Raw genomic sequence first — 16,458 nt, forward strand, 5'->3', positions numbered from 1 at the left:
CATAGGCAGCCCTTACACCGAAACGCGCGCGTTGACTATCGTTCATTGCAAATTCACAGTCATTGCTTACAGCGGACCAGCAGTCGAATAACAAAACCGGGGTGGATCAACGGCTTCAGGCATGGGAGATTCGACAGACGAAGACGATCTGCGCCTCCTGGTGGTCGGACTCGACGCTGGCTGTCGTCCGATACTCGAGCCGTTGTTCGAGGCGGACGAAATCCCGACGTTAGAACGACTGTTCGAGACCGGGACCAGCGGCCCCCTCGAGTCACAGATACCGCCGTGGACGGCCAGCGCCTGGCCCTCGATGTACACCGGAAAGAATCCGGGCAAACACGGAGTGTACGACTTTCTCTCCTTCGAGGGCTACGACTGGGACGTCGTGAACGCGAGCCACGTTCGCGAGCGACCCGTCTGGGAGTTGCTCAGCGAGCACGGGCTCACGAGCGTCGTGGTCAACCTGCCCGTCACGCACCCTCCACGAGAGTTCGACGGCGCGTTGATCCCGGGGATGACCGCACCGGAGAATCCTCCCTGCCATCCGACGGGCATCCTCGAGGATATCGAGATGGCCTGTGGCGACTATCACGTCTATCCGCAGAGCACGGACGCACCGGCACAGTCGATCGAGGGCTACGAACGCACGATCGAATCTCGGGGCGCGGCGTTTCGGTACCTCTGTCGCCGGATGCAACCGGAGTTCGGCTTCCTCCAGTTCCAGATAACCGACTCCGTCTTTCACGAACGCCCGGGCGACAAGGAGGCCATCGAGGCAGTCTACCGCGCGGTCGACCGCCAGCTCGCCGAGACCATCGAGGAGACCGATCCGGAGCACGTCCTGATCGTCAGCGACCACGGAATGGGGAAGGTGACGGGCACCGAGTTCCGGGTCAACGAGTTCCTTCGGGAGCGTGACCGCCTCGAGGTGCAAAGCGGCGGCGAGGGAATGCCCGACTGGTCGACGACGTGGCGAAAGGACCTCCTCGAGGGCGAAGACGCGAGCGAGCACGAGGAAAGCGTCCTCGAGAAAGGCATGAACGTGGCTGCGAAATTCGGGATTACCACGCAACGGGTGGCGAACACGCTGGATCGTGTAGGGTTGAAAGAACCGATCGGAAAGCGCGTCCCGAACGACATGATTCGGGCCGCGAGCGAGCAGGTCGATTTCCCCGAGTCGGAGGCCTACGTCCGCTCGAAGAGCGAACTCGGCGTTCGGATCAACCTCGAGGGGCGAGAGCCGAACGGCCAGGTTCCGGAATCGGCATACGAAGCGGTTCGAGACGAACTCATCGACGAACTCTCGGACGTTCGAACGCCCGACGGCGAGCCGATGTTCGACGTGGTCGCTCCTCGCGAGGCGTACTTCGACGGCCCGCACGTCGATCGGGCGCCCGACATCGTGACGGTTCCCGCGGACTTCGACAACGCGATCACCGCCGACGTCGGAACGTCGCAGTTCGGCGAGCCGATGGAGCCCTGGAATCACAAACAGACGGGGATCGTCGCGGCCGCGGGTAGCGAGTTCGACGAGACAGTTCCGATCGAAGGGGCGACGATCTTCGACGTCGCGCCGACGATCTGTGCGCTGTTCGACGTGCCGATCGACGCCGAGATGGACGGGACGACGCTTCCGGTGATCGAAGACGGCACGGAAGCCGAGTATCCGGACTACGAGGCCGGACCGATCAGCGCGACCGACGACGGCGCCGTCGAAGACCGACTCTCAGACCTCGGGTATCTCTAACGATGAGCATCGAAATTACGACACTCGACCCGCAAACCGACGCCGACGAGTGGAATCGCTACGTCGAACGATCAGACGGAACGAACCCGTTCTACCGGGCCGAAGCACTCCGGTTGCAAGCCGACGACACGGACTCGACGGTACACCTCCTCACGGGTTTTAAAGGACAGGAGGCGATCGGGATCTTTCCCGTCTTCGAGTACAGCAAGGGTCCGGTCACCGGTGCGTTCTCGCCGGCGCCGTTCTCCTGGTCGTGTTACCTCGGCCCGGCATTGCTCAACGTCGACAAACTCAAACAGCGCAAGGCGGATCGGCGAACCGAGCGATTCCTCGAGGGCTGTCTCGCCTACATCGAGCAGAAGATTTCGCCGCTGTACTCGAAGTTCGTCACCGCCGAATTCGACGACGTTCGCCCGTTTATCTGGGGCGAGTACAACGTCGAGCCGGGATACACCTACGTGGTCGACCTCGACGGAACGGAGGAAGAACTGCTGAAACGGTTCAGCAGCGACGCGCGGAGCAACATCCGAAACGCCGACGAGGACGCCTACGTGATCGAGGAAGGCGACGGCGAGGACGTCGAGCGGATCGTCGATCAGGTCGCGAAACGGTACGCGAGCCAGGGACGGTCGTTTCAGCTGAGTCCGTCGTTCGCTCGAGCCGTCCACGAAGACCTCCCCGACGGCGCGATTCGTCCGTACGTCTGTCGCGTCGACGGCGAGTTCCTCGGCGGCATCCTCGTCGTCGAGTCCGAACGAACCCGATATCGGTGGCAAGGCGGGGTCAAACCCGATACCGGCGTCGATATCCCGATCAACGACCTGCTCGACTGGCACGTCATGCGCGACGGCCTGCGAGACGGCATCGAGGAGTACGACCTCGTCGGAGCCGGCGTGCCGAGTATCAACCGCTACAAGGCGAAGTTCAACCCGCGACTCCAGACGCACTACACGATCACGTCGGGTGCGTTCGGGATCGACATGATGGTCGACCGTTACCGAAAACTCAGGTAGCGACCGGGGCGGCGTTTCGAGTCGCGAACGGCGGGCGCTCATACGGATTGCTGTCCCGATGTCCCGGCGCAACCACCCCACGGGTCGCGGTTGTGCCGGAACTGACGGACAGTAACCCGTATCAGTCGATGATCCGATATTTCGACTGCCGGGCGTCCTCGAGGTAGACTCGACTCGCGACCAGTTGCTCGTCTTCGAGCTTTCCGAGGGCGTACCTGACGGTGCGCGAACAGAGTCTGGATTCGCCGGCGATCTCTTCTTGCGTCATCGATCCCTCGTACTCGAGGACCTTGTAGACGAGCTTCGAGCTGGGCGGCAGTTCCGACAGGGACATTGCCTCCGCTGATTCGCCCTCGGCATCGACGTCGGCGTCGGCATTGGATTCCGGTTCGGATTCGGAATCGGGCTCGGGTTCGGGTTCGGTGGTGCTCATAGTGAACGCTGACTTCCGCGGCGTTTTGCGTCCGTTCGAGGGGCGCCGAACGGCTCAGTACTCGTAACTGTGTTCACTGGCGTCATTCTCACAGAAGGCAACACGAGATGTGCACATATACGACCCCGACAGTTCAAATCGCTAGGTCGTGTCTAACCGTTCGTAGGAGGGCAGAAACGGCCGCGAACGAGAACGGAACGCACCCGCCTGCAGCGGTTGGAAACGCGAGTATGGCCACCGGCTCCGACAATTCCTCGAGCCGAAACTGCCACTATACAGAGATTACAACGGATTAGCGGCTTCGATCGGCACCGCGAGAAGGTCCGGTTCCGGTGGCGGCTGGCCCGTGGGTGACTACTGACGACGCGAGAGCGAAGGCGATGGCAAGGGTCGTTGCGAGCACGTGGACACTGCTCGAGAAGCGCCAGCTGGTCCACACGAACGCACGGGACCGACGGAGCGCTACTCCCACTGGACCGCGCAACACCGACGGGGCGGGTTACACGCAACTGTCGGCAGTTGTGGACCGCGCCTCGGACGCTGCGGGCCACCGTCGGCTACCGTACATGCTGGACGTTGGACACGTTCTGGACGCTACGGACTGCGGATCGGTTCGACGAGAGACAGAACAGAGCGCGACGCGTCGGACGAACGTTATCGCTTGTCTTCAGGAATGAAATCGGAAGTCTTCATCTCGCGGTACGTCGCGCAGTCGGGACAGGCGTGGACGACGTCGCGGTTGTCGCCGAAGACGCGAGCGAACTGTCGGGTGACCTGGTTACCACAGTTGACACAGCGGGGGGCGGTCGTTTGCTGGCCGGACGTCATTGGCGCCCACTTCGCGTTGGATGGTTCCGTCGACATCAACAACTCGTAACCACAGAACGGTATTTACTATAGAGTGCATAATACAGCACACGCCGTCGTTGTGGGCACAACCGTCGAGACAAATAGCTCAGCTAAACAGTTCGGAAATCAGCAGTGTAACACTCCAGCACGCCAGAAATTCAATATTTCTTGTGTTTAACCGACTGTTTTACCGGCCAAATACCCGGCTCGAGTCGGCTGCACGGCGCGACCCGTCACCGCGAGCGTCGGCGATGTCGAAACGCGGGTATCGAACGACGTCGCGACCGCGGAACCCGCGCCCCCGTCGATACCCGAATAATATATGACAAATTTTCAATAGTTTCTTGGAAGTCGCCGAGCGATCGCCGACCACTCGATGGCGCCGGCCGGAGACGAGCGACGCCGGTCAGATGCGAGCGCACCCGGTAACAGCCGGATAATTAACCGGGCGATCGAGGTACGACGACGGGATGCAAGCAGTCGTTCTCACGGCGGGGCAGGGGACACGAATGCGACCGCTCTCCGACGCGGTACCGAAACCGATGCTTCCGGTCGCAGACAGGCCACTCGCAGCGCACACGGTCTATACGGCCGTCGACGCCGGCGCCGACGAGATCGTCCTCGTCATCGGCTACGAGGGGGCGATCGTCCGCGAGTACTTCGGCGAGACGTACCGCGGCGTTCCGGTCACCTACGCGGTCCAGACCGAACAGGCTGGAACGGCGGACGCCGTCAACGCCGCCAGCGAATACATCGACGGTCCCTTCGCCGTCCTGAACGGCGACAATCTCTACGAGCCGGCGGCGATCGAACGGCTCTTCGACCGCTGTCCGGCCGTCTGTGCCGTCGAGGTCGACGACCCGCGCAACTACGGCGTCCTCGACATCGACGACGAAGCGGTCGTCGAGATCACCGAGAAACCGTCGAACCCGCCGACGAACCTCGCCAACGCCGGCGCCTACGCCTTCCCCGAAGACGCCCGCGAGTGGCTCGAGGTTCCCGAAAGCGAACGCGGCGAACGCGAGATCACCGACGTGCTCGCGCGCGTGATCGAACGATTCGCAGTGAGGCCGGTCACCCTCGAGCGCTGGCTAGACGTCGGCCGTCCGTGGGAACTGCTCGAGGCCAACGAGTGGAAACTCGGCGACCTCGAGGCCCGCGTCGACGGCGAAGTGAGTGGAGACGCCCACCTCGAGGGCGCGGTTGTCGTCGAGGACGGCGCTACCGTTGAGGCGGGAGCCGTGATCGACGGCCCGGTACTGATCCGCGCAGGGGCGACCGTCGGGCCGAACGCCCACGTTCGCGGCGCGACGCTGATCGGAGCGGACGTCGAAATCGGCAACGGCGTAGCGGTGAAAAACAGCGTCATCTCCCGCGGGACGTCGATCAGCCACCTCTCGTCCGTCGGCGACAGCGTACTCGGCCGAAACGTCAACCTCGGCGCGGGAACGAACGTGGCGACCCGTCGCCACGACGGCGGCGATATCGACGTTACGGTGAAAGGCGAGCGCGTCTCGACGGGGCGACGGGCGTTCGGCGTCGTGGCGGGCGACGGCGTGAAGACGGGCATCAACTCGAGTCTGACGCCGGGGTTGAAGCTGACGAGAGAGGCGACGACTCGGTCCGGCGAAGTCGTCGAGCGCGACCGCTAGCGCTTCGAACTGAACGGCCGAACGCGACGGAGTGCTGCTCGTCGCCGACCTGCGCTATCAAGTGCGAGCTTTATACAGCGACGAGCGGCTAGTCTACCTGGAGGGAGTCGATCTGACCCGAACGATCGCACCAGTTCCCCTCCAGGACGACTCCGACGCGTTCGAGTGCGGGTCGCGGGTCGCAACCCGGCGACGTCGCGTGGATCCTGGAACTATGGGGGTGGTTCCGGCTCCTGTGACGTCGTCGACTCGTACTCAACAGAGCGACGACGAGCGACGGGTTTTCCACCGCCTTTCGCTGGACGGCTCGAGAAGCGACGGCGACGCAGCGAGTTGACTGGCGCGACGACGGAGAAAACGGGGCCGAAAACGATCGGAGGCGACGGAAAACGGGGACGAGACGACTGACGCAGTTACTCGACCGTGACGCTCTTGGCCAGGTTCCGCGGCTTGTCGATCGGTCGGTCGAGGAGGTCGGCCGCGTAGTAGGAGACCAACTGGAGCTGGACGTTCGCGAGCAGGCCCGCGAGATCGGCGTCGGTCTCGGGGATCTCGAGGTGGGCGTCCGCGACGTCGACGGCCCGGTGGCCGTCGGGACAGATCGCGACGACGGGCGCACCGCGGGTCTGGGCCTCCTCGGCGTTTTTCAGCGTCTTCTCGTCTTCCTCGCCGGTGAAGACGGCAAAGACCGGCGTGTCGGGCGTCACCAGGGCCAGCGGCCCGTGTTTGAGTTCACCCGAGGCAAAGCCCTCGGCGTGCTCGTAGGTGATCTCCTTGAACTTCAGCGCGCCCTCGAGGGCGACCGGGAAGCCGAGTCCGCGGCCGATGAAGAAGTACGACTGGCTCCCCTCGTAGCGTTCGGCGATCGACCGAGCCGAGGTCGTCTCGAGGATCGATTCGATGGACTCGGGCATGGACTCGAGGTCCGGCAGCAGGGAGTCGAGATCGGACGGAACCTCACCGAACTGGTCGGCCGCGATGCGCTGGCCCAGCAGGGAGAGCATAACGGCCTGCGAGGAGAACGTCTTCGTCGCGGCGACGCCGATCTCCGGGCCGGCGCGGATGAACAGCGCCTCGTCGGCCTCGCGGGCAGCCGTCGAACCGACGACGTTGGTCACCGTCACCGTCATCGCCCCCTGATCCGCGGCGTGGCGGAGCGCGTTGAGCGTGTCCGCGGTCTCGCCGCTCTGGGTTACCGCGATGACGAGCGTGTTCTCGTCGATCGGCGGCGCCGAGACGCTGTACTCGTTGGCCAGCAGGGCCGCCGACTGAACGCCGGCCTGTTTCAGCGTCAGCGAACCGTACAGCGCGGCGTGATAGGAGGTTCCGCAAGCGACGAACTGAACGCTTTCGACGTCTTCGAACGTGCCCGGTTCGAAGTCCGAGAGGGCGATTCGCCCGCTGTCCGGATCGATCCGTCCCTCGAGCGCCTGGGCCAGGGCGGTCGGTTGTTCGTTGATCTCCTTCATCATGAAGTGATCGTACTCCCCCTTGGCGGCCTGTCCGGGGTCCCAGTCGACCGTCTCGGGCTCGCGGACGACGGGCTCGCCGGAGCGGTCGGTGAACTCCACGCCGTCGTCGTCGACGATGACGACGTCGCCGTCCTCGAGGTAGACGACGCTGTCGGTGTACTCGAGGAACGCGGGGACGTCGGAGGCGAGGAAGTACTCACCGTCTTCGATGCCGACGACCAGCGGCGATCCCTGTCGAGCGGCGTAGAGGACGTCCTCGCCGGAGAGCATCGCCGTGACGGCGTAGCTCCCCTCGAGTTCGTCGATCGCCTTGCGGAAGGCCGCCTCGTTGGTCATTCCCTCGTCGAGATAAAACTGGATGAGATGCGGGATGACCTCGGTGTCGGTATCGCTGGTAAACTCGTGGCCGTACTCGGCGAGTTCGGCCTTCAGCTCGGCGTAGTTCTCGATGATGCCGTTGTGGACGACGGCGACGTCCGTCGTCCCGTCAGTGTGCGGGTGGGCGTTTTCGTCGGTCGGCGGACCGTGGGTGCTCCAGCGCGTGTGACCGATGCCGACCTCGCCGTCGAGCGACGTCGCGTTGCCGTCGATCGACGCTTTCAGTTCGTCGACCTTCCCCGAACGCTTCTCGACGGCGATGCCGGAGCCGTTCTGGACGGCGATGCCGGCCGAATCGTAGCCGCGGTACTCGAGGTTCTCGAGGCCGGTCAGGAGCGGTTCGATAGCGTTTCCGTCGCCGACGCGGCCGATAATTCCACACATAGAAAATCACCCGTCGTCGGATCGATGGCGAACGCTCGATCCAGAGCGCAGCGTTTTCGAGCGCGAGCAGGCCTGCATAGCGCCGCGAACGGTCACCAGTGACGAACGCCGAGCGTCCGTCGGTAGTTGGTCAACCGTAGCGACTGTTCGGGACGGCAAACGGTGCGCGGACATGATATAGACCTGCCCTCCCGCACCCATTACTATAGACGGACTACTAGAGGCGGTAGCTAGCCGGTAACGACCGCGGACAGCGGCCCCCTCAGGGATGTTTCGAGAGCGGACACTCATGGAAACCGACCCCGATATCGGACGTTCGTTCATCTGCTGTCGTATTTTTCGACACAGTTCGTTCAAAACACTCCTACAGACCAGGTATGTCCAGCAAACAGTGCACGCAGTCCGTCGATAGAAGCGAGCAAAGAAGGTCTCGAACTGCAACTCGAGCCTGATACGCACCGTTCGATTTCACCACAGTCACCGATTACAGACGGATGCTGTAGGTGGTTGAGAAGTGTCCTCGTACTTCGGAGAAATACCACGTAAACCGGCTACTCTTCAGAGTCTTGAACGGTTCTCCGATCGACGGTCGACTATCAATACGGGGTAGACGAACTGAACGGATATCCGGCTCGAGAGCAGGAAATCAGACATTTTATTATCCGTCCCACCAACGTTCCGCGACGATTGCGCTGTTCCGAGCCGATAATCGACGAAAGGCGAAGCGTTTGCCGGGAGTACCGAGACCGGAGCGACGACCGACCGGTCGAACGACCGACGTCGTAGACACTCGATGATCGCGCCACTCGCCGCCGTTCCAGACGTGCCCCTCGAACAGCCGGTGCTGGTGTTCGCGATGGCGATGGCGATCTTTCTGGTCGGACCGCTGTTAGTCAAACGGCTCGGACAACCGGGAATCGTCGGTATCGTCATCTTCGGGGCGGCCGTCGGTCCCGGCGCTCTCGAGGTCGTCGAACACTCCGATGCGATCGAGTTGCTCGGCGAAGTCGGGCTGATCTACCTGCTGTTTACGGTCGGCCTCGAGGTCGACATTCGGGGGTTCCGGGAGGCTCCCGAGAACGCCGCGCTGTTCGGACTGGCGAGTTTCTTCATTCCGTTTACCGTCGGGACCGCGACGACGTACGTCGTCCTCGGACTCGATATCTGGGCTGCCCTCCTGCTCTCGGCGGTGTTTGCCTCCCACACGCTGCTCGCCTACCCGATCGTCAACCGGCTCGGCGTAACGAAAAACCGTGCCGTTGCAGCCGTTTTCGGCGGTATTCTCTTTACGGACACGCTCGCGCTGGTCGTTCTCGCGATCGTCACCGGCGCCGTCGAGGGCGAACTCACCGTCTGGCTGTTCGCACAGGTCTTCGGCGCGCTCGTGGTGCTGTTCGGTGCGGTCTGGTTCGTCGTTCCGACGGTCTCGCGGTGGTTCTTCCAGAGTTTCAGCGAGGAGAGCTACTTCGAGTTCCTGTTCGTGATGGTCGCCATCTTCGCCGCGGCCAGCCTCGCCGAGATCCTCGAACTGGACCCGATCCTCGGCGCGTTCGTCGCCGGGCTGGCGCTGAACCAGCTGATTCCCACGGGCGGCACCCTGATGAACCGCGTCGAGTTCGTCGGCAACGCCTTCTTCATCCCCTTCTTCCTGTTGCACGTCGGCATGCTCGTCGACCCCGGGGTCATCCTCGACGGACTCGAGACGCTCCAGATCGCCGCGCTCGTCGTCGGGATCATGCTAGCGACGAAAGCCGCCGCAGCGTGGCTCGTCGCCGAGATCCAGGGGTACACGGTTCCCGAACGAAACGTCATCTTCGGGCTCTCGACGGGCCAGGCCGCGGCCGCGCTCGCGATCACCCTCGTCGGCTTCGAGGCCGGGCTGTTCGGCGCCCCGATCCTGAACGCCGTCGTCCTCATGTTGCTCGTGACGGCGCTGGTGAGCCCGTGGCTCACCGAGCGCGCGGCGACGAACCTCGCGCTGGAACGGGAAGCCGGCCAGGGCGACGACAGCGCGGCGGATCCGAACATCCTGTTGCCGCTGTCGCACAACGCCGAACTCCAGCAGCGACTGCTCGAGTTAGCCTTTATTATCAAGGGCGACCGCGGCTCGAGTCCGGTCCACGTGATGACGGTCGTCCAGCCCGACGGGAGCATCCCGACGGAAGCCCAGGTCGCCGAAACCAACGAGGAACTCGAGGGTCTGGCCGCGGAAGGGAGTGCCGCGGAGGTGCCGATCGAGACCGAAACCCGGGTCAACCACAACGTCGCCTCCGGGATCACGCAGGGGGCCGTCGAGGTCGAGGCCAACCAGATCATCATGGGCTGGGACGCCGCCTCGACGTTCCGTCACCGAATCTTCGGGAGCATCATCGACCAGGTCCTCGAGCGAACGACGCTCCCGGTGTTGATCTCGCGGCTCGGCCACCCCGTGAACACGACGAAGCGGATCTTCGTCGTCGTTCCGATCGGCGCCGACCACCACGAGGGGTTCTACGAGGCCGTCCACATCGCCAAACGGATCGCGGCGAGTCTCGGCGCGGAGCTACAGGTCCTCGTCGTCGAGGGGTCGGCCCACCAGTTCGAGCAGCTGTTCGGCCTCGTCGAGGAAGACGCCAGCGCCGAGTTCGACGAACTCGACGACTGGGGACGGCTCCTCCCGACCCTCGAGCGCGAGGCCGAAGACGACGACCTGATCGTCACCATCTCGCCGCGTCGCGGCGACGTCGGCTGGCACGACGAACTCGAGGATCTGCCGAAGCGACTCGCCGAGATGCCGCCGGAGTCGTTCATCACGATCCACCCGCGACAGGGCGAACCAGAGTACGACCGGCAGTACCTGCGCCTGGAGTGACCGCCGGCCACCCCGCCCGAACACACCTCGGTTCCGGTCGAAACCGCACGACGAGAAGAGGGTGGGAGGGGTCCGGAAACGTCCCCGAGGCACGCGGCGGAAACGCCTTACTCGGTCGAAATTTGCGGACCGACCACAGAGACTCGGCAAACCGGCACACCTTTGTCGGAGACGCGGTAATTGGTGTGTATGGGTTTTGGTAGCTACGACGAGTCCGAGCAGCAGCAACAGACCGCCGACAACGACGACGAGGTAGAGGCGGTAAACGTCCACGAAAACGACCACGACGGCCAGCTCTCGTTCGAATCTAACGCCTCGACCGACGAACTCGTCTCGCAACTCGGCGCGATGAAAGACGACGACGAGGAGTAACGGGACCGCCGGTCTGTTCTCGACTGCAGTGTTCGGATACAGCGACCTCGAGCGTCGCGTTCTGGTGATCGAAACGGAAACGAGAGACCGCGAGAACGGGAACGTCCCGGAAACCCGGAGTCGGTAGCGGGCCAAAACGCGAGCCAGCGGACGTAGGGCGGATGGGTGCAGGGACGGTCAGCGGGGTAGCAGGGTGCAACTCAGCAGAGCTTCGATTCGCAGAGTTCACCGATTGCACGACGGAGGCGCTGTGAAACGGCCGATTTTGAGACGCCGAGTCGATCAGCGAGTTCGTCCTGTGAGATACCGCGTGGAACGTCGAAGTACCCCTCTTCGTGGGCGACCGCGAGCAGTTCCTGTTGTTTCTCGGTCAGCGCGACGACGCAGTCGTCCTCGTCGTCGGAGAGTCGCAGGTGGTCGACCGTCACGGAGACGTCGCGGTCGCGACAGTACTGGTTGAACTCGACGAGGTCGTCCCGGGAGGGAAACTGAAGCTGGACGCACCAGCCGTCGCGACAACTCGAGAGGTCGAGCAGGCGGCCGTCGGATTCGGCCGTCGCGGCGATGAACGTCACCGCGCGTTCGGTGAGTTCGACGCGGTAGACCCGGCGGTCGGTGTAGCGGTCGGCCAACACCGGATCGGTGATCGTCGGATCGATCTCGAGGGCGTTCTCGAAGCGCTCGAAGGAGTCCGCGCGAACGCTACAGAAGACGAGCGTTCGGCCGGTTCCGACTGTCGTCCAGTATTCGGGATCGACGGAGACGTCGGGAACGCGACGGAGGGTCGGACGCAAGAACAGCGACGCGTGGTCGAGGCGAAGCTGGGTGACGATTCCGCCGTCGGCCTGCGACCGGACGCCAGTGTGCTCGTCCTCGTAGTCGGCAATCTCGATGCTCACAGATCGATCCCCCATCCGGGTAGATGGCGGCTGTAATCAGTCGTTACCGCGAACTCGCTCATCGAATACTGAATTCGGCCGTAACTACATGGTGGTAGCCGCTATACAGCGAAACGGAATACAGCAACGACGCTATATCTATTCACGTTCACAAGTTGCTGAATACTGAAAGTGAAAAGAAACACCGCCTTACTGTGTCGAAGCAGTCGGGAAATCGAACAGTAAGGGTAGAATACCGAGGAGGGTGGACCGCGACTACCGTCCCGATCCGTTTCGTTCGTCGAACAGGAGCGCGTACACTTTTCGCTGGGCGAGTCGGAGATGGCGGCTGAACGTCGGCTGGGAGACCCCGAGCGAGTCGGCGACCTCTTCGCCGGTGCTCTCGCGCGGCCAGTCGAAGAAGCCGCCGTAGTACGCGGACTCGAGGGTCCGAAGCTGGCGCTCGGAAAGTTGTCGCCTGAGTTCGGCGTCGAACGCTCGCGTCGGCTGTATCGATCGGTCGCGTTCGCGGCGAGCGAGAAGCGTGGTGTCCGGCCGGTAGCGCTCGAGCGCGCGGACGAACGATCGAACGTCGACCGTACTCGAGAGATCGACGACGAGGCGGCTGCGCCCGTCGGCCGGCGAGACGGACCGCAACACGCCGCCGTGAGTGGCCAGGCGCGACCCGATCGTCTCCTCGCCGACGACGAGTTCGAGCACCGGCGCGTCGCCGCGCTCGCCGACGACTCGCACCGATTCGAGTGCCGAGGTCGTCTCGACGATCGATCGAAGCGTCGACGAATCGACGTCCGCGACGGTACAGAACACCGTCGCGCCGCTCGAGGACCGCGGGACGACCGCTTCGACGTCGAGTCGCCGGCCGAGTTCGCGGGCGACCGCCACCAGCGGATCGTCGGTCGCTCGAAGCGAGAACTCGAGTTCGGTGACCGAATCCGATAGCAGCGCGCGTTTCCGGGCGATCGCGGCGATCGCGTAGCTGGCGACCGTCACGAGATGGATACAGGAGTCGCGAACGGCCTCGTCGAACGCCGACGAACGATCGGCATAGAGAGTGACCGTCCCGTAACAGAACCCGTCGACCGCCAGCGGGAGACACATGACTGAGCGAAATCCGCGCTCGCTGGCGCGGCGTTGCCACGCCGACCCGGGCTGACCGTCGTCGCGCTCGAGGTCGTCGACGACCACCGGTTCGAGCGTCGTCGCCGCTCGCGCCGCCGGATGGTCGGCGTCTGCGGCGTCGTCGATCGGCACCGAGATCGACTCGAGGTAGGTGCCGTTTTGGCCCGCCCAGGTGTCCGGCGTGATCCGCTCGGACCCGGTCGTCACGTCGCCGATCCACGCCAGTTCGATCGCGTCGCCGGCCGCCGAAAACGGCAGCGAGACCAACGCGTCACAGAGGCGTTGATCGACGGCGTCGCGAGACTCGCTCGCGAGCAGTTCCCGCTCGACCGTCCGGACCCGATCGCAGCGGTCGACCGTCGACTCGAGTCGCTCGAGGTCGCGCCGGCAGCGCCGAAGCGAGGCCCCTCGCTCGAGTCCCTCGAGTGCGGTTGCGGCCGCGCCGGCGACGGCGTCGACCGGGAGTCGCTCTCGGCGGCCGAACGCCGTCGGGTCGGCGCTGGTCGCGATCACCAGCCCGTGGTCGCCGACCGGAACGACGAGCGCGCGCTCGGCGCGGATCCCCAGCCGGGAAAGCAATCCGTCGAGTGCCGACCGATCGACGGCGACGCCGTCGCCGACCGCCCCACTCGAGCGGGCCGCGTCCGCGTCCGCGTCCGAATTCGAGTTCGAGTCGAACATCAGATCCAGCGCCTCGAGCGCCTCGAGCTCCGCGAACGGCGCCTCGTCAGATCGATCGATCACGGGCAACTCCACCGGTGCGCTCGAGGCGGCCGACTCGACCGTCACCGGTCTGAGCGCCGCGTCCTCGAGGAGACACCAGGCCGCGAGGTCGGCACCGGTAGCGGCGAGGGTCGCGTCGATAGCGGCGCGTCGGACGGCGGGCGGCGAGTCGGCCCCGCGGATCGTTGCGATCGAATCGCTGACGGTAGACAGTGCGACGGTCGACGACCGACCCGCGTCGCGGACGACACAGAGCGTTCGCCCGTCGGACAGCGGCGTCACGTAGACGTCGACGGCGCGGTCGCTTCCGGCCGGCGTTCCCGAAACGGGCTCCATCCAGCGGACGACGGGCGATGCCGCGCGTTCGCGAATCTCGTCTGCGAGGTCGTCGTCGAAGACGGCCGTGACGTTCCGGCCGACGATCGGATCGACGTCCGTCAGATCGTAGAACGCGGGGTTTGCGAACCTGACCGTTTCGTCCTCGAGAACGGCGACCCCGTCGGCGAACGCGTCGACGGCCGACTCGAGGAGGTCGAACCGCTCGCGGTCGACGGGCGGCTCCGAGTCGGCGACCGTGCGTGCGACGACCGTCACGCCGTCGTCGTCGGGGTGAACCGAGACCGCGAGGCGCGACTCGAGGGACGGAACGTCAGTCTCGAACGCGACGACGCGGTCGGTCGTCTTCGCCTCGCGAAACCGTTCGGCGAACTGACCGCGGACGGCGTCGTCGAGCAACGACCAGACGACCGTCCCGGGTTCGGGATCCGCCCCGAACAGCTGACTCGCCGCCGCGTTGGCGTAACGAAGCTCCCACTCCGGACCGAGCGCGAACAGCGGCGTCTCGAGTCGGTCGACGGCGGCTCGAGCCGTCGACGCGCCAGCGGAGTCGGGGGGCGCATCGTCGGCGGACGCCGATCCGACCGCTGAGATCGTCACCACGATCCCGTCGACGACCGGATCCGCGAGTCGGTTGGTCCAGGCGAGTTCGGAGGCCTGCCAGCGGCCGTCCGGGCGGCCCACCCGCGCGGTCGTCCGCTCGGTCGCGCCGAACGGGGCCGAGGAGACGCGCTCGATGGTCTCGCCGAGTCGCTCGCGATCGTCCGGGTGGACGAGTCGCACCAGCGGCGTCCCCTCGAGTTCGTCGGGCGTGTACCCCAGCCGCGTCTCGGTCGCTCCGCTCGCGTACTCGAGCGTGCCGTCCTCGGCGACGACCCAGACGAGCGCGTCCGACCCCTCGAGGATCGACCGCTCTCGGTCGCTCGTCGCACGGTCGCGGCGAAACCGCTCTGCCGCGTTTCTGACGCGGGTCGCGACGAGTTCGGGCGGGTCGGCCGCGGAGACGACGTCGGTTGCGCCCGACTCGAGCGCCGTCGTGATTCGCTCTCGGGCGGTCGAACCGCCCTCGTCGGATCCGATCGCGGCGACGACCGGAACCGCTGAGTTTGTTTCGCGCACGCGCTCGAGTCTGGCGTACTCGTCCTCTCGGTCCCGGTCGCCGAACTCGAGCGTACAGACCACGCAGTGGACGTCGAGTTGCGAGAGCCGCTCGAGGGCGCTCGAAAGCGACCGCTCGCGGAGCAACGAGACGGACTCGAGTTGCGAGGAGAGGGCGTCCATCGCGTCGTCTGCCGGACGGCCGTCGCCGACGACGAGGACTCGAAGGACGTCCCTCGCGGCCGCTGTAGTTCGCTCGCTCACGGGAGCCCCACCTCAGTCGGTCCGTCAGCGCGTCGAACCGGCGACGGTCGACTGGCTCGAGACCAGTGCGACGACGATCGATCACACCACGTTCCGGCAGCCACTGACACGTTGGAACGCGGTTTCGGCCCCCGCAAGGTAATTATCGAGAACGTATCAGCGAGTAGTCAGCGGTTACGGCGCCGCTTCGAGAGGAAAAGACGCGCTCAGTGGGGAACAGCTGGTGTGTTAGCTGCGGACGCTGGTCGGTGACGGTGGCGACGGCGACTCACGCGGAACGGGTGGCTAGGAGAGCGCCCGATCCATCACGACTGGTCGCGTTCGCGGACGGTGACCACCGGAACCGGCGCGTTACGGACGACCTCTTCTGCAACGCTGCCGACGACGAGGTGGTCGAGACCGCTTCGACCGTGGGTCCCCATCACGATCAGATCCATCGCGTTCGTCTCGGCGGCGTCGACGATTTCCTCCTGGGGGACGCCCTGACGGATCGTCGTCGTCGTCTCGACGCCGCGGTCGGCCGCCGTCCGTTCGGCTTCCTCGAGCGCCTGGGCCGCCTCCTCTTCGAGGTCCGAACGCATCTCGTCACGCTTCTCCGAACTGTGTGGCCCCTCCTCGGAGACCGAGACGATGTGGACGGTCGCACCGAGTTGCTCGGCGAGCTCGAGTGCGTGGTCGGTCGCCTGTTTCGCGCCCTCGGTACCGTCGGTTGCGAGCAAAATGTCCCGATACATTGCGTAACCGAACAGTCAACGGACAGCCGGTTACCTCTCGCACTTGCGGCTGCAGGGGGATCGAAAGAGAGACGGGGTCACAGCTGTCTCTTATACACATCTCTGATGGCGCGAGGGAGGCGTGTAGATCTCGG

The 16,458-nt window shown here is 64.7% G+C and carries 11 protein-coding genes; 5 read left to right on the top strand and 6 right to left on the bottom strand.

All coding sequences use genetic code 11. The features are described from left to right. The first annotated feature begins 121 nt into the window (after nt 1-121). On the top strand, nt 122-1,747 hold the full coding sequence (locus tag C493_RS21765; protein WP_007261667.1) for an alkaline phosphatase family protein: 1,626 nt from the start codon (nt 122-124) through the stop codon (nt 1,745-1,747). A gap of 2 nt (nt 1,748-1,749) precedes the next feature. Beyond that, a complete protein-coding gene (locus C493_RS21770) occupies nt 1,750-2,760 on the top strand; it encodes a lipid II:glycine glycyltransferase FemX (protein ID WP_007261668.1) in 1,011 nt (336 codons plus the stop codon). A 121-nt stretch (nt 2,761-2,881) separates the two neighbouring features. Here the strand turns inward: C493_RS21770 and C493_RS21775 are convergent, their stop codons facing one another. Then, nucleotides 2,882-3,193, bottom strand: coding sequence for an ATP-binding protein (locus C493_RS21775; protein ID WP_007261669.1), 312 nt, complete (start codon nt 3,191-3,193; stop codon nt 2,882-2,884). A 654-nt stretch (nt 3,194-3,847) separates the two neighbouring features. Then, entirely contained in the window at nt 3,848-4,057 is a 210-nt protein-coding gene (locus C493_RS21780) for a DUF7563 family protein (RefSeq protein WP_007261670.1), read from the bottom strand. Between the two features lie 455 nt (nt 4,058-4,512). On the opposite strand from C493_RS21780, the gene glmU reads away from it, so the two are divergent. After that, on the top strand, nt 4,513-5,694 hold the full coding sequence (glmU, locus tag C493_RS21785) for a bifunctional sugar-1-phosphate nucleotidylyltransferase/acetyltransferase (protein ID WP_007261671.1): 1,182 nt from the start codon (nt 4,513-4,515) through the stop codon (nt 5,692-5,694). 413 nt (nt 5,695-6,107) lie between these two features. On the opposite strand, the gene glmS is transcribed toward glmU, so the two are convergent. Further along, nucleotides 6,108-7,928 (bottom strand): glutamine--fructose-6-phosphate transaminase (isomerizing), encoded by a 1,821-nt coding sequence (glmS, locus tag C493_RS21795; protein ID WP_007261673.1) that lies wholly within the window; start codon nt 7,926-7,928, stop codon nt 6,108-6,110. A 793-nt stretch (nt 7,929-8,721) separates the two neighbouring features. Between glmS and C493_RS21800 the strand changes: the two genes are divergently transcribed. Then, complete coding sequence (locus tag C493_RS21800) at nt 8,722-10,779, top strand: cation:proton antiporter (protein ID WP_007261674.1); 2,058 nt, start codon at nt 8,722-8,724, stop codon at nt 10,777-10,779. A 189-nt stretch (nt 10,780-10,968) separates the two neighbouring features. Further along, the gene (locus tag C493_RS21805) at nt 10,969-11,151 is read left to right on the top strand and encodes a DUF5786 family protein (RefSeq protein ID WP_007261675.1); all 183 of its coding nucleotides are present in this window, start codon (nt 10,969-10,971) and stop codon (nt 11,149-11,151) included. A gap of 200 nt (nt 11,152-11,351) precedes the next feature. Here the strand turns inward: C493_RS21805 and C493_RS21810 are convergent, their stop codons facing one another. The 3 genes from C493_RS21810 to C493_RS21820 all read right to left on the bottom strand — a co-directional run bounded on the left by C493_RS21810 (nt 11,352) and on the right by C493_RS21820 (nt 16,324). After that, a complete protein-coding gene (locus C493_RS21810; protein WP_193787920.1) occupies nt 11,352-12,065 on the bottom strand; it encodes a helix-turn-helix domain-containing protein in 714 nt (237 codons plus the stop codon). 240 nt (nt 12,066-12,305) lie between these two features. After that, nucleotides 12,306-15,590, bottom strand: a complete 3,285-nt coding sequence (locus tag C493_RS21815) for a bacterio-opsin activator domain-containing protein (RefSeq protein WP_007261677.1) — start codon at nt 15,588-15,590, stop codon at nt 12,306-12,308. 305 nt (nt 15,591-15,895) lie between these two features. Continuing rightward, on the bottom strand, nt 15,896-16,324 hold the full coding sequence (locus C493_RS21820; RefSeq protein ID WP_007261678.1) for a universal stress protein: 429 nt from the start codon (nt 16,322-16,324) through the stop codon (nt 15,896-15,898). Nucleotides 16,325-16,458: the final 134 nt, after the last annotated feature.

The organism is Natronolimnohabitans innermongolicus JCM 12255 (assembly GCF_000337215.1).
Taxonomy (GTDB): Archaea; Halobacteriota; Halobacteria; order Halobacteriales; family Natrialbaceae; genus Natronolimnohabitans; species Natronolimnohabitans innermongolicus.